Source organism: Georgenia sp. (assembly GCF_054605595.1).
On sequence record NZ_JBTSDU010000059.1, the window covers coordinates 1 to 16,987 of the forward strand.

The 16,987-nt window shown below is 72.4% G+C and carries 18 protein-coding genes; 1 reads left to right on the forward strand and 17 read right to left on the reverse strand.

Translation table 11 applies throughout. From position 1 onward, the window contains the following. The first annotated feature begins 256 nt into the window (after positions 1-256). The gene (locus ACYC1Z_RS08465) at positions 257-1,324 is read left to right on the forward strand and encodes a type IV toxin-antitoxin system AbiEi family antitoxin domain-containing protein (protein WP_461409089.1); all 1,068 of its coding nucleotides are present in this window, start codon (positions 257-259) and stop codon (positions 1,322-1,324) included. A 459-nt stretch (positions 1,325-1,783) separates the two neighbouring features. Here ACYC1Z_RS08465 and ACYC1Z_RS08470 read toward each other — a convergent pair whose 3' ends face one another. The 17 genes from ACYC1Z_RS08470 to ACYC1Z_RS08550 all read right to left on the reverse strand — a co-directional run bounded on the left by ACYC1Z_RS08470 (position 1,784) and on the right by ACYC1Z_RS08550 (position 16,729). Beyond that, positions 1,784-3,037, reverse strand: a complete 1,254-nt coding sequence (locus ACYC1Z_RS08470) for a flagellar hook protein FlgE (RefSeq protein WP_461409090.1) — start codon at positions 3,035-3,037, stop codon at positions 1,784-1,786. Positions 3,038-3,142: 105 nt separating this feature from the next. Further along, positions 3,143-3,670 carry a flagellar hook capping FlgD N-terminal domain-containing protein gene (locus ACYC1Z_RS08475; RefSeq protein ID WP_461409091.1) on the reverse strand — a complete coding sequence of 176 codons (528 nt, stop codon included), beginning with the start codon at positions 3,668-3,670 and terminating at the stop codon, positions 3,143-3,145. Positions 3,671-3,678: 8 nt separating this feature from the next. Next, positions 3,679-5,082: a flagellar hook-length control protein FliK gene (locus tag ACYC1Z_RS08480; protein ID WP_461409092.1), complete on the reverse strand. Its 1,404-nt coding sequence runs from the start codon at positions 5,080-5,082 to the stop codon at positions 3,679-3,681. After that, complete coding sequence (locus ACYC1Z_RS08485; RefSeq protein WP_461409093.1) at positions 5,079-5,867, reverse strand: C40 family peptidase; 789 nt, start codon at positions 5,865-5,867, stop codon at positions 5,079-5,081. Before ACYC1Z_RS08485 ends, ACYC1Z_RS08480 begins: the two co-directional genes overlap by 4 nt. Continuing rightward, positions 5,864-6,310, reverse strand: a complete 447-nt coding sequence (locus ACYC1Z_RS08490) for a flagellar FliJ family protein (RefSeq protein ID WP_461409094.1) — start codon at positions 6,308-6,310, stop codon at positions 5,864-5,866. Before ACYC1Z_RS08490 ends, ACYC1Z_RS08485 begins: the two co-directional genes overlap by 4 nt. Next, positions 6,307-7,635 (reverse strand): FliI/YscN family ATPase, encoded by a 1,329-nt coding sequence (locus ACYC1Z_RS08495; protein ID WP_461409095.1) that lies wholly within the window; start codon positions 7,633-7,635, stop codon positions 6,307-6,309. Before ACYC1Z_RS08495 ends, ACYC1Z_RS08490 begins: the two co-directional genes overlap by 4 nt. Beyond that, positions 7,626-8,366 carry a FliH/SctL family protein gene (locus ACYC1Z_RS08500; protein WP_461409096.1) on the reverse strand — a complete coding sequence of 247 codons (741 nt, stop codon included), beginning with the start codon at positions 8,364-8,366 and terminating at the stop codon, positions 7,626-7,628. Before ACYC1Z_RS08500 ends, ACYC1Z_RS08495 begins: the two co-directional genes overlap by 10 nt. After that, on the reverse strand, positions 8,356-9,402 hold the full coding sequence (gene fliG, locus ACYC1Z_RS08505; protein WP_461409097.1) for a flagellar motor switch protein FliG: 1,047 nt from the start codon (positions 9,400-9,402) through the stop codon (positions 8,356-8,358). Before fliG ends, ACYC1Z_RS08500 begins: the two co-directional genes overlap by 11 nt. Continuing rightward, positions 9,402-10,976, reverse strand: coding sequence for a flagellar basal-body MS-ring/collar protein FliF (gene fliF, locus ACYC1Z_RS08510; RefSeq protein WP_461409098.1), 1,575 nt, complete (start codon positions 10,974-10,976; stop codon positions 9,402-9,404). The genes fliG and fliF overlap by 1 nt, the downstream gene beginning before the upstream one ends. Then, entirely contained in the window at positions 10,976-11,305 is a 330-nt protein-coding gene (gene fliE, locus ACYC1Z_RS08515) for a flagellar hook-basal body complex protein FliE (protein WP_461409099.1), read from the reverse strand. Before fliE ends, fliF begins: the two co-directional genes overlap by 1 nt. Further along, positions 11,305-11,706, reverse strand: coding sequence for a flagellar basal body rod protein FlgC (locus ACYC1Z_RS08520; protein WP_461409100.1), 402 nt, complete (start codon positions 11,704-11,706; stop codon positions 11,305-11,307). Before ACYC1Z_RS08520 ends, fliE begins: the two co-directional genes overlap by 1 nt. Then, positions 11,706-12,047 carry a flagellar basal body rod protein FlgB gene (locus ACYC1Z_RS08525; RefSeq protein ID WP_461409101.1) on the reverse strand — a complete coding sequence of 114 codons (342 nt, stop codon included), beginning with the start codon at positions 12,045-12,047 and terminating at the stop codon, positions 11,706-11,708. The genes ACYC1Z_RS08520 and ACYC1Z_RS08525 overlap by 1 nt, the downstream gene beginning before the upstream one ends. Positions 12,048-12,246: 199 nt before the next feature. Further along, positions 12,247-12,591: a hypothetical protein gene (locus ACYC1Z_RS08530; RefSeq protein ID WP_461409102.1), complete on the reverse strand. Its 345-nt coding sequence runs from the start codon at positions 12,589-12,591 to the stop codon at positions 12,247-12,249. Then, positions 12,581-13,042 (reverse strand): flagellar export chaperone FliS, encoded by a 462-nt coding sequence (gene fliS, locus ACYC1Z_RS08535; RefSeq protein ID WP_461409103.1) that lies wholly within the window; start codon positions 13,040-13,042, stop codon positions 12,581-12,583. Before fliS ends, ACYC1Z_RS08530 begins: the two co-directional genes overlap by 11 nt. Positions 13,043-13,050: 8 nt before the next feature. Next, positions 13,051-14,457: a flagellar filament capping protein FliD gene (fliD, locus tag ACYC1Z_RS08540; protein ID WP_461409104.1), complete on the reverse strand. Its 1,407-nt coding sequence runs from the start codon at positions 14,455-14,457 to the stop codon at positions 13,051-13,053. Between the two features lie 113 nt (positions 14,458-14,570). After that, positions 14,571-15,740: a flagellin N-terminal helical domain-containing protein gene (locus ACYC1Z_RS08545; RefSeq protein WP_461409105.1), complete on the reverse strand. Its 1,170-nt coding sequence runs from the start codon at positions 15,738-15,740 to the stop codon at positions 14,571-14,573. Positions 15,741-15,880: 140 nt separating this feature from the next. After that, positions 15,881-16,729 (reverse strand): sigma-70 family RNA polymerase sigma factor, encoded by an 849-nt coding sequence (locus ACYC1Z_RS08550; protein WP_461409106.1) that lies wholly within the window; start codon positions 16,727-16,729, stop codon positions 15,881-15,883. Positions 16,730-16,987 lie beyond the last annotated feature (258 nt).

The following is a 16,987-nucleotide window of genomic DNA, read 5'->3' on the forward strand; positions in this document are numbered from 1 at the left end:
CGAACTCGCACAGCCGTGGTGCGTGTTCGTCGCCTGAATGACGATCTCGTGGCCACCGTCCCAGTCGCCCACCGGCACCGTGTCGCCCCGAGGTGCGAGTTCGTCGCCTGAATGACGATCTCGTAATCCCCATCCCAACCACAGCGCCCCAAGAGTGCTCAGCGGCCGGCTCCGGGACTGCCCGCCGTTGCCCCGCTGTCCACAGGCGGCCCCCCGCTTCGGTCGGGACCCCAGACTCCGGGGGCACGATCGCGGCATGGCTGTTCCCCTCCCCAAGCCGCGGCCTCTGCCCGAGATCATCCTCAGCAGCCCCACGACCAAGGACCTGCTCGCGGCGGGGGTCCGGAAGGGCGAGCTCGAACGGGTCCGCCACGGCGCGTACCTGCCGGTGATCGGCGATCTCCCGCGTTGGCAGCGGACCGAACGCCACGCCCTGGCCCGCATCGTGGCACTCTCCCGTCAGCTCAGTGACGAGCACGTCTTCAGCCACAGCACGGCCGCGCTCATCCACGGACTGCCCATCTGGACGATGGAACAGGCCTGTCATGTGTTCCGGCCCTACAACCCGAGCAGCCGGAGCGCCGCAGACCTGCGCCCTCACACCGGCACCCTGCCCCCGGACGATGTCACCGTCGTGAACGGGCTGCGCGTCACCACCTTGCTGCGAACGGTCGAGGACTGCGCCCTGACCCTCCCCGCCCGCGAGGCGATGGTCATCGCCGACGCCGCGCTCCGCACCCTCGGCAAGGCGGACCGATTCCGGCAAGGGATGACCCGGCGGCAAGTTGAGGAGGTCCGGGCCGTGCTCTCCGAACGGCTGGCGCGGCGCCGCCGAGCACGCGGCATCCGCCGGGCCCGCGCGGTGATCGCGCACGCCGACGGGTTCGCCGAGAGTGCGCCGGAATCAGCGGCGCGCTGGCTGGCTGTCTCGCGCGGTCTGCCGCCACCGACGACGCAATTCCGGGTGGAGACCGCCCTCGGTACGTACTACGTGGACATGACCTGGGTGGTGGAGCTGGCGTTGAACGGGCGCCCGGCCGTCACGCTCGTCCATCTCGAGATCGACGGCGCCTCGAAGTACAGCGGAGGCACACCGGGAGAGCACTCGGCAAAGGAGGCGACGCGTCGGGTGTTCGAGGAGAAACGCCGTCAGGATGCCATCCTCGAACGCGGCGGCGTCATGCGCCGGCTCACCACGCCCGACCTGGTCGACGCCGGCCCGGCGTTCGCCCGGCTGTCGAGCGCGTTCCCGCGGGCGTTCGTCGCCGGGCTCCGGCCGAACCTCATGCTCTGGCCCGACGGCGGTGCCCGCCACTCGCGGTGATCGCGAGGAAGGCGATGCGGACGGGCAGGTCTCCGCACGAGGAACTCTGCCTGCCGCTCGGGTGACCGCGAGGAAGGCGGAGCGGACCGGCAGGGCCGGTCTGGGCACAAGGAAGTCTGCCCGCCGCCGCCCGGGACCGCGAAGAAGGCGGTACGGACCGGCGGGACCGGTCCGCACCCAAGGAAGTCTGCCCGCCAGCACTCGCGGTGATTGCAAGGACGGCGGGGCCGAGTCCGGCCGGGCGCCGGAGGCGACGATGCCCTTGCGCTCGAGGATGTCGAGTGCAAGGGCATCGGGCAGGCTGGGCGGGTCGGCGCCCGTCGGCCTGGCCAGGTGGATCGGCCGCCGCAGCCACCGAGCGGATCGGCCGCCCCAGCCACAATCCGGATCGGCCGAAGCCAACGAACGGATCGGCGGGCGCAGCGACCGGGCGGATCGCGCCCGTCAGCGCGCGGAGGATCAGCGCTTGAGGTTCACGAGTTCCTGAAGCAGCTCGTCGGAGGTGGTGATCACGCGCGAGCCGGCCTGGAAGCCTCGCTGGGCGACGATCAGGTTGGTGAACTCCTGCGAGAGGTCCACGTTGGACATCTCCAGGGCGCCACCGGTCAGCGGGCCGCGTGAGCCGGTGCCGGCGGTACCGATCTGGGGGTTGCCGGAGTTCACGGTGGTGCGGAAGGTCGATTCGCCGGCCTTCTCCAGGCCCGCCATGTTGGCGAAGCTGCCGATCGCGATCTGCCCCACCGGCTGCTTGCGTCCGTTGGTGAACGAACCGACCAGTGTGCCGTTGGGGTCCATGCTGAAGGACTGCAGCGTGCCGGCGCCCATGCCGTCCTGGACGTCGGCAGAGATGTCGTCCTTGGTGGCGTAGCCGTCGACATCCGCCATGCCAACGGTGATCGCGCCGAGGTTGGCGTAGGTACCGAGGGTGATCGAGACATCGCCCGGATCGATCTGGCCACTGGCGTTGAACGCCACGGTCGCTCCGCCCGCGAGGTCGCCGGACGACGTCCCATCAGTGGCCGTGTACATCGCCGTGACGGTCCACTCGGAGTTGGCCCCCGGCGTGGTGGGCACCGCGAGCTTGGTATAGGTCAGCTCGAGTTCGTACTCCGTGCCGGCGGAGTCGTAGACGGTGATAGCGGACCGACGGATGCCGTCGGGTCCAGCGGGCAGGTCCGCAGGAAGGTTGCCGGAGAAGGTGACGCTCGTCGTGGCCTTCGCGGGCATGGTCGTGGTCAGCGGCATGGTGATGCCCGTGAGCGGACCATTGGTGTCGATAGCGCCGGTGGCGGTGTCGGCCATCCAGCCCTGGACCTTGGCGCCGTCCGCGGTGACGAGGTTGCCCACCGCGTCGAGCGTGAACGCGCCGGCGCGGGTGTAGAGCTGCTCGCTGCCGGACCGGACGACGAAGAAGCCGTCGCCGTCGATCATCATGTCGAGCGCGCGGCCGGTCTGCTGGGAGGCCCCGACGCCGAAGTCGTTGGTGATCGCGGAGACCTGCACACCGAGGCCGACCTGGGCGGGGTTGGTGCCGCCCTCGGCGCCCTGGGGTGCGCCCGCAGCCATCATCACCTGGGACAGTGTGTCCGAGAACTGCGTACGGCCGGCCTTGAAGCCGGTGGTGTTGACGTTGGCGATGTTGTTGCCGGTGACGTCGAGCATGGTCTGGTGCGAGCGGAGGCTCGAGATGCCGGAGTAGAGCGAGCGGAGCATGGGGGATTCCCTTCGGGTCTGGCTGCGGGTGCAACGCGAGGATCAGGTGGGGCGCGGTGCGCCCGTCGGTGCGAGGTCAGGGCGTGAGCGCGGGGGGTCGACAACTCATGCTCGAGCGGTTCCCTCCTTTGCCTCGCTGGTGGGTTCGGTGGCCGGGTCGGGCTCGGTGACGCCGTCGACAACGTCGCTCTCCTTGCCTGCCGGGGCGGCGCCGGTGGCCGGTGCCGCCGCCACCCCGTTGACCAGGTTCAGCGGCACGGCCTGGTCACCCACACGCACGGTGGGCACGGCCGTGGAGAGGTCGACGGACTCGACGAGCCCGCTGACCTTCTCGCCGTCGTTGTCGACGTACTCGACGTACCTGCCGACGAGCGCCGTGGCGGAGCCGCGCTGCTGCAGCGCGAACGCCTCCTGCGACAGGGACGTGATCGCCGCGAGCTGCTCCATCGTCGCGAGCTGCGTCGTCTGGGCCATGAGCTCGGAGGTGTCCATCGGCGCGCTGGGGTCCTGGTACTTCAGCGATGCCACCAGCAGCTGGAGGAACGCGTCCTTGTCCAGGACGCTGTTGTCCACCGCGGTGGTCTGGGCGGTCTGCGGCGCGTAGTAGCCGCCGGAGACGGGAGGGACGGACATGCGGCTCCTTAGGCGAGCAGGTCGAGAGTGCCGGGACGGATGGGGCCCGTAGGCGCGGACAGCCTGGACGACGACGCCGCGTCACCGGGGCGGGCGCCGGCCGGCCCGGCAGGTGTGCCGGGTTCGCCCGCCTCGGCCGCGGACCGCTGCGCCGGGTCTTCGGTGGCGCCCTGACCGGCCTCGCCGCGGTCCTGGGCGAGCTGGAGGTCGGCGTTCAGGCCCGCCGCCGCAAGGTCGCGGCGCAGGTCGGTCAGCGCCACCCGCAGCGCCTCGCGGGAGGCGTCCGTGCCGCCGAGCAACTCGATCCGGATCCCGTCCGGGCGGATGTGGGCGGTGACCCGGACCGGGCCGAGGTTCTCCGGCGAGACGTTGATGGTGAGCACGTGGGTGCCCTCCCCCGCGCCCCGCAGGCGCGCCAGCGGCCCGCCGAGCTGCTCGGTCAGCGGGACGGCGTTCGCCGTCGTCGCCCCTGCTGCGGTGGCCTGCGCCGGGGCGGTGGGGGCCGCCGCCTCCAGCGGCCCGGTCACCACGACGGGAGCGGTGGGCGCCTGCGTCTGTACGGCCGATGCCTCGACCACGGGGACCGGCGCCGCCTTGACCTTCGCTGCGGCGGCCTCGATCGTGACGGCCGCGTCCGTGCTCACGACGGCGGACGGCGCGGCGGCACCGGCAACCGCGGCTGCCGCGGCTGAACCGTTTGCCGCGGCCGAGCCGTCGCCCGTGGTCGAACCGCCGGCAGCGGCCGAACCGCTCCCGGCGGCGACGGCGAGCACTGGCCCGGCGGCCGCGTCCGTGCTCACGCCGCCGGCCTGGCCCACGGCGGGGACGGCGTTCTGCCGGCCCGGCCCCTCACCCGCGTCGGTCTGGGCAACGGCGGGCGTGCCGGCCGAGGTGGCAACCGTGTCGCCGGGCCCGGCCGCGCCGGTGGGGACGACGGCGGGCGTGCCGGCCAGGATGGCAGCGGTATCGCCGGTCTCGCCGGTCCCGGCGGGGACGGCACCGTCGGCGGCTGCGTCCGGAGTGGCAGTACTGGGCTGTTGGGCGGAGGCCCCGACGGTCTGGGCCGCGGCCGCTGCGGGTGTGCCGGGGATGGGCACGCCCGCTGCGGGCTGGTCGGGGTTCGACATGCCTGCCGGATCGGTCTCGGTCGCAAGGTTCCCACCCGGGGCCCTCCCGGCGACGCCCCCCTCCGCGTCGGTGGCGGCATCGGTGGCGTGAGCGGGCGTGTCGTCCGTGGTGGAACGAGCGGACCCACGCTCGGCGGCGGACCCACGCTCGGCGGACGTCTCGGCCGCAAGCGCCTTGGCGAACGCGTCGCCAGAACCTGAACCGGAACCGGCGGCGGACGGGGCGTGGCCGGACCCACCGGAGGAGGGCGCCGAAGGCGCCGTGGGGATCAGCCCGACGCTCATCGGACACCCCCCGCGGCGAGCTGGATGGCGAGGCGGTCGTAGTCCATGGGGGCCTCCGGCGCGGCGGGCAGCACCCGGCGGATGGTGAGGATGTCCGCGTCGGTCTCGAACATCTCGCGGATGGAGACGTCCTGACCGGGCTGCGGGGCGTGGATGATCTTGTTGTCACCGAGGTAGATGGCGATGTGGGCGCCGCCACGGGTGACGATGAGGTCGCCCGGCCGGGCCTGAGCGAGCGAGGGCACCTCGGTGCCGACGGTGGCCTGGTCGCGCGCAACCCGGGGAACGGTGACGCCCAGGTCCGCGAACACGCGCTGCACGAGGCCGGAGCAGTCCATGCCGTTCGCGTCCGCCCCGCCCCACACATAAGGGACACCGAGGTACTTCATGGCACCCTGGCCGACAGCGTCGCCCGTGCCCGGCATCGCCGCACCACCCGGCATCACACCACCCGGCAGCGCCACACCACCCGGCAGCGCCACACCACCGGGCAAAGAGCCACCGAGGGCGGACAGCCCCGCACCCGTCAGAGCTCCCCCGAACAGGCCGGCGCTGGTCGACCCGGGCGACAGCGCGCCGACGGCGGCCTGGAGCGCCGTCGCGAAGGTGGCGGAGGACGCCGCGGGCGTGGCGGAGGACGCCGCGGACGTAGCGGACGTCGCGGAGGACGCCGCGGAACCCGCAGGCACCGAACCGGGCGCCACGGCTGAACTCGCCCCGGACAGGACGGCGATGCGTGACTCCACGGCCGCGATCCGGGCCTGCACGGCGGCGATCCCACTCACGTGGCTGTCCGCTCGGTCTCTCCGGCTCCCGTCGTGGCCCGCTGCGTGGCGAGCTCGTCGAGGGCGACCTGCTCCTTGTGCCCGGCGGCGGCCCGCTCGGTCACCAGGTGCTTCTGCTCCAGCTTGTCGAGGGTCTTGCTCCTGGTGCGAGCCTGGGTCCACCGGTCCGTCGCGTCCGTCTCCTGCTCGCGGGCCGACTCGGCCGCGGCCTGCGTGTCGAACACGGTGGCGGAGAGCGCGGCGCGGGCGGCGACCCCGGCGCGGAACGCGTTCGGGTCCCCGCCGAAGGAGGAGAGGTCGTGGCCCGAGAGCTGCTCACGGGCCCGCTCGGCGCGCAAGGACGCGCGCTGGCGCCGGATGGTGGTGCGGGCGAGCTCGGCGGCGGCCTGGTCCTCCTGCATGCGGCGCAACCGCAGCAGCCCGGAGAGTCGGAACGCAATCATGCGACCACCTTCAGCTTCTCGACGAGCACGCCGAGGCGCTCCCAGGACTCGCCGTACGAGGCGCGCTCGTCCATGCCCTGCCGCAGGAACGCGTCGATGTCGTCGGAGCACCGCACGGCGGCGTCGACGCGGGGGTTCGAGCCCTCCACGTACGCGCCGACGTCGAGCAGGTCCTGCGCCTGGCGGCGGGCGGCGAGCACGCTGCGCAGCGCGGTGGCGAGCGTGCGCTGCTCGCTGGTGGTCACCCGGGAGGCCACGCGGGAGACCGAGGCGACGGAGTCGACCGACGGGAAGTGGCCGAGGACGGCGAGCTTGCGGTCCAGCACCACGTGCCCGTCCAGGATGGAGCGGGCGGAGTCGGCGATCGGCTCGTTGTGGTCGTCGCCGTCCACCAGCACGGAGTAGATGCCGGTGATGGACCCGACCGGGCCGGTTCCGGCCCGCTCCAGGAGCTGGGCGAGCATGGAGAAGGTCGACGGCGGGTACCCGCGGGTGGCGGGCGGCTCCCCCACGGACAGGCCGATCTCGCGCTGGGCCATCGCGGCGCGGGTGAGCGAGTCCATCATGAGCACGACGTCCTGCCCGGCGTCGCGGAAGTACTCGGCGATGCGGGTGGCGGTGAACGCGGCGCGCAGGCGCACCACGGGCGGCTCGTCGGAGGTGGCGATGACGACGACGGAGCGGGCGAGGCCCGCCGGGCCGAGGTCGTCCTCGAGGAACTCGCGCACCTCGCGGCCCCGTTCGCCCACCAGGGCGATGACGTTGACGGCGGCCTCGGTGCCGCGGGCGATCATCGACAGCAGCGAGGACTTGCCGACGCCGGAGCCGGCGAACAGCCCGATGCGCTGCCCGCGTCCGACGGTGACGAGCGTGTCGAGCACGCACACCCCGAGCTCGAGGGGGGTGTCCACGCGGGCGCGCTGGAGGGCGTTCGGGGCGTGCCCGGCCACCGCCAGCTCCTCGGTGGCCAGGACGGGGCCCTTGCCGTCGATGGGGCGGCCGAGCCCGTCGCGGACGCGCCCGAGCAGCGCCGGACCGACCCTGACGCTCAGCGGCTTGCCGGAGGTGTGCACGCGGGCGCCCACGCGCAGCCCGTCGACCGGGCCGAGCGGCATGCACCGCGCCGTGCCCTGCTCCAGGGCGACGACCTCGGCGCCGGTGGTGCCCGCCTCGGTCTCGATGGAGACGAGGTCACCCACGGCGCACGGCAGCCCGGCGACCTCCACGGAGAGGCCGACGACGGCGCGGACCCGTCCCACGCGCTGCGGGGCGACGGCGGCCAGGGTGTGGTCCCACACGGCGGTGTCGACGAGCGTCACTGGCATACCCCCAGCGCCTGGCGGGCACGGGTGACGGCGGAGCCGATCCGGGCGTCGAGGTAGCCCTCGGCGAGCTCGCTGACGGCCTCACCGCGCCCGAGCGTGTCGTCGGCCACCAGGTCGACGCCGGGCGGCAGGTCGAGCCCGGTGGGATGGCGCTCGAGCGCGGAGCGCAGGTGCGCGAGGTCGCCGGGGTTCATCCGGATGCGCACCAGGTCGACGTCGCCCGCGAGGGCCAGGGCCCGGATCAGGGCGACGCGGGCGGAGGTGTCGTCGTCAGCGAGCTCGACGCCGAGGACGGCCTCGGCGAGCTCGACGGCGCCGCGGGCGAGCGTGGCGAGGGCCTCCTCGACCACGGGTGCCGTGCGGGCCCGGGCCGCGGCGGCGGACTGGGCGAGCGCGGCCACGGCGGTCTCGACGAGGGCGGCCTGGCGGGCGGCCGCGGTGGCGGCCTCCTCGTCGCGGCGGCGCTGGTCGACCGCGCCCGCCTGGGCCGCGGCGCGGCTGCCCGCGGCCCATCCGGCGGCGTAGCCGGCGGTGTACCCGCGTGCGGCGCCGTCCCGCTCGCGGGCGCTGGTCGCGGCGGTGGGCAGCGCCGCCGGCCGGAAGGCGGCGGGCGGGACGGCGCGGTCCGCGGACACCGCGGCGGGCGGGACCGCGCGGTCCCCGGATATCGCGGCGGGCCGGAGAGCGCGGTCCGCGGACACCGCGGCGGGCGCGGTGGCGTCAGGAGACAAAGTCGTCCTCCTCGTCCCGCCGGATGACGATCTGGCCGCTCTCCTCGAGCGAGCGGATCGTCGTCACGATGGTGCCGCGGGCCCCCTGGACCTCGGAGACGCGCACCGCTCCGGTGAGCTCGATCTCCTCCTCCAGCGCCTCGCGGGCACGCTCGGAGAGGTTCTTCTTGACCTTCTGCGTGACGGCGATCGGTGCCCCCTTGAGGGCGAGCGCGAGCGTGCCGGAGTCGGCCTGGCGCAGCACGAGCTGCACGGCGCGGTCGTCCAGGAGGGTGATGTCCTCGAACGTGAACATCATGCCGCGCACCTGCTCGGCCAGGTCGGCATCGAGGTCGCCGAGGGATTCGAGGATCTGTTTCTCGGTGCTGGGGTCGGCCCGGTTGAGGATGTCGACCAGGGGTTGCACGCCGCCGATGGCGGTCATGTCACCCGGGGTGAGGACGGCCGTGGCCTTGCGCTCGATGTTCTCCGCGACGATCCCGACGAACTCCGGGGAGGCCCGCTCCATCAGGGCGATCCGGTGCGCGACGTCGGTGCGCAGGCCGGGCTCGAGGCCGGCCAGGATCGCGGAGGCCCGCTCCGGGCGCAGGTGCGCCAGGACGAGCGCCATGGTCTGCGGGTGCTCGCCCGTGATGAGCGACTGCACCTGCCGGCCGTCGGCGTGCTGGAGGAAGTCGAAGGGCTGGCCGGCGAGCAGGGTGGCGAGCCGGTCGATCACGGCCGCGGCCTTCTCGGCACCGAAGGACGCCTCGAGCAGGCTCTGGGCGTAGCCGAGCCCACCGTGGTTCCCACCGGGCCGGCCGGCGACCACCTGCGAGTGGAACGTGGTCAGCACCTCGTCCGCGATGGCGGGCGGCACGTTCTCCATGCGGACGATCTCGGCGGTGATCTCCTCGACCTCCTCCTCGTTGAGTTCGGCGAGGACCCGCGAGGCGGCTCCCCGGTCGAGCTGGAGGAGCACGATGGCCACCCGCTGCGCGCTCGTGAGCGCCCGGACGCCGGGGGACGCCGTCGAGCTCAGGGTCATGGTGGGCATCACCGCACCGCCAGCCAGTCGCGGAGCTGCCGGGCCACGACCGCGGGGTCGTCGCTGGCCAGGACCGAGAGCTCCTCGCGGGCGTCGTCGGCCTGGGTCCGTAGGATCTCGATCTGCGCCGGCGGCGGGCTCAGCGTCTCGGGCCCCTGACCGATCTCGTCCGCCTCCTCCTGGATGGCCTGGAACTGCTGGGCCTGCAGGAGGCGCAGCTCGCCGAGCTCGATCTCCTCGCGGCGCTCGCGGCGGGCGCGGCGGGCAACGAGGGCGATGAGCAGCACGACCAGGAGGACGACACCGGCGATGATCCCCTGGCGGATCAGGTCGGCCTTTGCGGCTGCTGCGGCGGCGGCGTCGGCCGCGGCGAGGGCCTGGGCGGCGGCGTCGGCGGCGGAGGTGTCGAACGCCATGCGGGAGACGGCCACCTGGTCGCCCCGGGCGGGGTCGATACCCGCCGCGGCGGTCACCATGCGCTCGAGCTCGGTCAGGCTCAGACCCGCGCCGGCATCGGCGTCGACGACCACGGAGACGGACTGCCGGGCCACCCCGCCGGGGTTGACGGTGGTCTGCTCGGTGACCTTGTTGACGGGGTTGTTCAGCACCTGGTCCGCACGGGTGTAGGTGCCGTCCCCGCCGCCGTTGCCGGGCACGGCGATGTTGTCCGGGCCGAGGACGCCGCCCACGGCGCCGCCGGTGCCGGTGTACTCCTCGGTCGAGCTCGACTCCGAGAGCGGCGGTGTGCCGTCGGCGGGGGTGAAGGTCTCGGAGAGGCGCTCGGTGGCGTCGCGGTTGAGGTCGGCCTGCACGCTCACGACGGCGTTGCCCGGGCCCACGACCCGGTCGAGCATGGCCTGGACGGAGGAGGTGACGTCCTTCTCGTAGTCCGAGGCCCCGCCGGGGCCGGTGCCGGAACCGGCGTCGGAGAGGACCTGCCCGGCGGCGTCGATGACGGAGACGCCGCCGGGCTGCATGTCCGGGATGGAGGAGGAGACGAGGTTGATGATCGCCTGGACACCGGCGGCGTCCAGGCTCTGGCCGGTCTCGAGCTGGACGAACACGGACGCGGTGGGCGCGACGACCTGGTCGACGAACACCGAGTCCTCGGGCAGGGCCAGGTGCACGGTGGCCCCGGCGACGCCCCGCATCGCCTCGATGGTGGCGGCGAGCTCGCCCTCCAGGGCGCGCTGGTAGGTGATCTGCTGCTGGAAGTCCGAGCTGGTCAGGCCCATGTCGTCCAGGAGGGCGTAGCCGTCCCGGGAGGTCGGCAGGCCGCTGGCGGCCAGGGAGATACGCTGGTCGTAGAGTTGATCCTGCGGGACCAGGACGGTGGCGCCGCCGTCGGCGAGCTCGTAGGGCACGCCGTTGGTCGCGAGCTGGTCGACGACGGCGGCGGCGTCCTCGGCGGAGAGGTTGGAGAAGACGGGTGCCATCCTCGGCTTGGACGCCCACAGGCTCAGTGCCACCACGCCCAGGACGATGAGGGCGACGACGAGCGTCGCGATGGTGCGCTGGGGCAGGGAGAACTGGTCCCAGTAGCCCTTGATCCTGCCGACGAACCCGGTCACGGCAGCGGGCATCAGGCCTGCATCCTCATGATCTCGGTGAACGCGTCGACGGCCTTATTGCGCAGGGCCGCGGTGAGTTCGAGGGTGACCTGGGCCTCGGTGGCGGCGATGGTGTAGTCGTGGATGTCGTCCAGGTTGCCGGTGACGGCGCGGACGGCGAGCTCGCCGGAGGTCTGCTGGACGGCGTCGAGGTTGTCGATCGCGCCGGCGAGCGAGGCCCCGAAGGCGGCTCCGCCGTCGGCCGAGGCCGTGGCGCCGGGCTCGAGGACGTCCCGGAGGTTGGCGGTGGGGGTGACGTTGCTGACGGCGCCGAGGAGATCGCCGATGGCGGGGACGGACATCAGTTCTTTCCGATCTGCAGGGCGGCGGTGTAGGTCTCCCGGGCACGGTCCACCACGGCCGCGCTGGCCTGGTAGCCGCGCTGGGCCATGATCAGCTGGGACATCTGGCTGCCCATGTCGACGTCGGGGTAGCGCACGTTCCCGTTCTCGTCGGCCAGCGGGTGGTTCGGCTCGTAGACGGTGCGGCCCTGCGGGTCGCCCAGCTCGACGCCGCCGACCTGGACGCCGCCGGTGTTGCCGTAGTCCATCGCCCGCGCGACGACGTACTTCTCCTGGTAGGCGGCCTCGTTGGTGGCGGAGACGTCGTTGATGTTGGCGAGGTTGTCGCTGACGGCGTCGATCCACTTGCGGTGGACGGTCATGCCGGTCGCGGCGATGCCGATGGCTTCGAAGGTGGTCATCAGTTCGTCCTCATCGCCGCGCGGATCTGGCTGAATTGGCCGTCGATGGCCCGCGTGGCCACCTGGTAGCGCAGGTTGGTGTCGATGTTCAGCAAGGTCTCGGCGTCCAGGTTGACGTTGTTGCCGTTGGTCCGGGTGGGCTCGAGCGAGCGGGCGACGGTGCCCTCGGCGGCGCCGTTGCCGCGGGCGACGGCGCCGGCGAGCTCGTCCTCGAAGGAGACCCGGCCGGCGAGGAAGCCCGGGGTGTTGATGTTCGCGATGTTGTCCGCGATGACCCGCTGACGCAGGCCGAGCGCGTCCAGCGCGCTCTGCATCGCCACGGATGTCACTGAGTCGAACACGAGAAGGGACCTCCGTCGCTGACGAACGTGTCGGCCGGTCCCTGGCCTGATGCGTGAGCGATCCGTGCTCAAAGCCTCCGATCGGCAGTGATCGGCGACTCATGAGGCTTTGGCGGGGAGTTCTCCCCATGTTCATGTGTTCGAAAGATCCCGCGGCCGGGCAGCCGGGTGACCTACTCGACGTCGGTGCCGTCCACGCTCACCCTGCCGTGTCGACGTAGACGGGCACGGCGGGGCCCATGGCCCGCATGCTGCGCATGGCCCTCGCCTGCCGGCGGCCCATCGAGGCCGCCTCGGTGATCTGCCGGGCGACCTCGGTCTGGCGGGAGACGAGCAGCTCGGCCCGGGTGCGCAGCGCGGCCGGCATCGGGCCCAGGCCCGACGGCGGGGCCCAGGGCCGGGCGGGCGGCGGCTGGTTCGCGCGCAGGCTCGCCTCGGCGTCGTCGACGGAGAGCTCGAGCTCGGTCAGGACGGCGACCCACCGGTCGTGGAAGGGATCCCCGGCCGGCTCGTCCGTTCCACGGCCCGCGGGATCAGGCGACACCGAGGTCACCGGTCGGCTGGTCCCCGCCCGGGCGCGCGGCCGCGGCGGCCGCCGTGGCTGCCGCGGATGTGCCGGTCACCGTCGTGGTGGCGGCGGCCTCGTGCCAGGCGTCGCGCAGCGGGACGAGGAGGTCGCGGCACGCGGTCACGCGGGCGACGTCCTGGGCGAGGTGGGCACCCACCAGCTCGGAGACGAGGTAGGAGTAGAGGTCCTTCAGGCCCTGGGCGCCGTCCCACGCGTCGACGTCAAGGCTGGCGCGCAGCTCCTGGACGATGTTCTGGGCATGGCTGAGGTGGGTGTCGACGGCACCCGCGTCCGCTGCCTCGATCGCGGCGATGCCCCGGTCGAGATCCAGGACGAGCCGGTCGTAGAGCATGGTGAGGAGCTTGGCCGGGGTGGCGGTGGCGACGGTGTCCGCCTTGAAGCGGTTGAGCAGTGCGACCTGGTTCATCATCGTCCCTAAGAGCTCGTGTTCCACGACGGCAGCCCGGAGAGCTGGCCGGCGAGCCAGTTCGACTGGGACTGCAGACCGCTCAGGGCGACCTCGAGGGCGGCGTAGGTGCGCTCCAACCCGGCGCGGCGGGTCGCGAGGCGGGTGTCCCAGTCGGTGATGCGCTGGTTGAGGTCCTTCACGACCCCCTCCTGGGAGGTGATCTGCAGGGTGAGGGTGCCGGTGGCGGCGTCCGAGGCGCTCGTCGCGACGCCCGCCAGGCGCTCGGCGAGCGCGGTGACCATCTCCTGGGTGCCCACGGGGTCCGCGGCCATCGCCGCGGTGAACCTCACCTGGTCGAACGACACCGTGCCGGAGCGGTCCAGGGTGATGCCGACCGCGGACGGCGAGCGGCCGTCCACCGGCATCGAGACGGCGGAGCGGACCTGCTCGCCCAGCATGCGGATGCCGCCGTTACCGGAGAAGAGGCCGCCGGCGACGATCTCGCGGCCGTCCGCGCCGGTGGTGGTGCTGGTCGCGGTTCGGGAGGAGATCTCGGCGAGGACGGTCGTGACGTTGTTGACCAGATCGGCGGCGAGGGCGCTCTGGGCGGCCTGGTCCTGGGCCACGGTCAGGGTGACCGGGTCCGCGGACGGCTCCTTGACCGTGAAGCTCACGCCGGGGATGGTGTCGGCAAAGGTGTTGGTGCTGCTGGTGATCTCGGTCGCGGCGGCGGTGCCGGCCCAGAGGGTGATCGTGGCGTCGACGGCGGTGGCGATGGTGGTGTTGCCGGCGATGTCACCGCCGACCGCGTCGGAGCGGTTGACGATCAGCTTGGTGGGGTCCCCCACCGCCTCCGCGCCCCCGAGGTAGACCTCGAAGGCGTTGCTCGCGCCGGAGATACCGGAGAGCTGGAGGCGGTACGTGCCGTCCGTGCCGACCGCCACCGCGACCGCGCTGAGGCCGGCGTCCTTCGCCTTGTTGATCGCCTCGGCGACGTCGGCCATGGTGCCGTGGGCGGGCTGGATGGTCACCGTGGTGCCGTCGCGGACCACGGTGATGGCGGGCGGGGGCTCGACGGCGAGGCTCGCCGAAACGGTGCTGCTCAGGAGGGAGACCTGCCCGGCCGCGATCCGGTCGACCGTGAACGTCATGGCGGACGGGGAGGCCCCGGCGGTGGCCGTGGCGGTCACCGTACCGGAGGAGGAGGCGACCTTGTGGGCGTCCCAGGACGCGGCGTCGGCGGCCTTGCCGGCCGACGTCGCCAGGGAGGCGACCTTGGTGTTGAGCGACTGGAGCGCGCTCGCGAGCGACGAGGCGGCGGAGGACTTGGACTTCAGCAGCGTCTGCGGAGCGGCCTCGAGCTGCATGAGGCTCTTGATGAGCTCGGTGGTGTTGAGTCCGCTGATGAGGCCGTCGACTGCCATGCTCGACATGCGCTCCGCCTTCTGTGGTGGCTGATGGTGGATGTGCGGCCGGCGGCCGGCCCGCGTGGGGCAGGCCGCCGGTCGCGATCATGCGGGGTGGTACCGGGCTGGGCCCGGCGGGATCACCGCAGGAGCTGGAGGATGCCCTGGGGGATCTGGTTGGCCTGGGCCAGCATCGCGGTGCCGGCCTGGGAGAGGATCTGGTTCTTGGTGAAGTTGACCATCTCCTGGGCCATGTCGGTGTCGCGGATGCGGGACTCCGACGCGGTCAGGTTCTCGATCGAGACGTTGAGGCTGTTGATGGTGTGGTCGAGCCGGTTCTGCTTGGCACCGAGCTCGGCGCGGACGGTGGAGACCGTGGCGATGGCGTCGTCGATCTTGAGGATCGCACCGTCGGCACCGGATGCCTGGGTGAAGTTGACGGCGGCGGCGGCGATCTCCTCGCCCGTGGCGGCGGCACCAGGAGTGATGTCACCCGTGATGACGAGACCGGCTGCGCTGCTGGAGGCCGTGGCGGCCACTCCGGCCTTGTCGAGGGCGTCGTTCACGGCTGTGAGGCGCGCCGCCGGATCAGCCCCGGCCTCGTACTTCACGGTCGACAGGTCGAGGCTCTTGCCGCCGACCGTGATCGTGCCGTTGAGGAGCTCGAAGCTCTCGGCCACGCCCATGTCCGCTGTGCCGATGGTGGTCACACCGGCGGTGCTCGCCGCGGCAGCGGTAGTCTCGACGCCGGCCAAAGCGTCCGTGGCGACAGCCAGCGTCACGTCGACACCATCGACGCCGAGACCGGCATCGCTCATGGCGGTGCCGACCTTGACGTTGATGGCCTCACCGACGTTGGCACCGATCTGGAACTTGCCGTCGTACGTGCTGTCGAGCAACTTGGTGCCGTTGAACTGGGTGGTCTCCGCGATGCGGGTGAGTTCCTGCTTGAGCTCGCCGATCTCCAGCTGGATGTTCTTCTTGGCGTCCGTGCTCAGGCCACCGGTGTTGGAGGCCTGGACGGAGAGGTCACGCATCCGCTGGAGGATGGCGTGCGACTCGGTGAGCGCACCCTCAGCGGTCTGGACCACGGAGATGCCGTCCTGGGCGTTGCGGACGGCAACGGTGAGGCCACCCACCTGCGAACGCAGGCCCTCGGAGATGGCCAGGCCGGCGGCGTCGTCCGCGGCGCGGTTGATGCGGAAGCCGCTGGAGAGCTTCTCCAGGGAGGAGCTGAGCGAGTTCTGCGTCGTGGACAGGTTGCGGTACGCGTTCGTCGCCGCAATGTTGGTGTTGATGGAGAGTGCCATCGTTCCTCTTCTTCCTGAAGTGTGGATCCTCAACCGCCCATCCGTGGGCTGGTCACCCCTCACCATCGGCCGCCCGTGCCCTGGGTTGAGAAGTTCGGCACGCCGTCCGTCGGCGGGTGCTTCGCGGGCCCCGGCTGGCCTCAGACCGCCTCGTAGACGACGGAACCCTTGCCCGCGGCGTCGGCGGCCGCCTCGCGGGAGAGCACGCCGGTGGCCCGGGCGGCGACCGCGGCGTAGTAGGCCTGGCGACGGCGCTCGGCCACACCCGGCGCCTCCGACGGCTCCGGGGCGAGGCCGGGCTCGAGCGCGGTGTTCATCGCGTCCTTGAGCATGCCGAGCGCCTGGGTGCGGAGCTGGCTGATGCGCGACTGGGTCACGCCGAGCTCCTCGGCGAGCTCCACGACCGGGCGGTCGTGGAGGAACAGCTCCTCGACCACCAGGCGCAGCCGGTCGGGCAGCTCGGCCACGGCGGCACGCAGGTAATGCAGGCGTTCCTTCACCAGCAGCCGCTGCTCGGGGCCGAGACCGGAGGACTGCAGCGTGTCAGCAGCCGCCGATCCCTCCACGTCCAGGCTCAGGACGCGCCGCTCGGCGTCGCCGCGCGTGACGTCGACGTCGGCGACCGGGACACCGAGGGCCTCCGCGAGCTCCTCGCGCGTGGGCTTGCGGCTGAGGGCCGCGGTGAGCCTCTCGGTGAGCTCGGTGAGCTGGCGGGCGCGCTGGCGGGCGCCGCGCGAGGCCCAGTCCATACCGCGGAGCTCGTCGAGGATCGCGCCGTGGATCCGCACCGCCGCGTAGCGGGCGAAGGGAACGCCGAGGTCGGGGTCGAACGCCCGAGCGGCGAGCACCAGCGCGAGGGAGCCGGCCGCCGCCAGCTCGTCGCGCTGGACGTGGGACGGCACCCGTCGGATGACCTCCGAGACGTGGTAGCCGACCAGGGGCAGGTGCTGCGTGATGAGCTCGTCTTGCTCGCGCCGACCGTACGTCACAGTTCGCTCTCCAGCTTCGAGGGATTGCCACCCAGCCCTGGCCGCCTGGTCGACCGGCGGTCATTACCGAGTTGCGATCACGTACGTTCAAGAAATTGAATCCTGAACGATCTGACCTTCACTTTCCTGCCATCCCCCGAGGGCGTGAAACTTCAGACATACGGACCCTCTCAGACCCAGATCCGCGAGTAGTGGTCGGCGGGTCGTAACGAGCAGATGCCCTTTGCCTTGGAAACATGAGGCTTGCGAAGGTCTCAG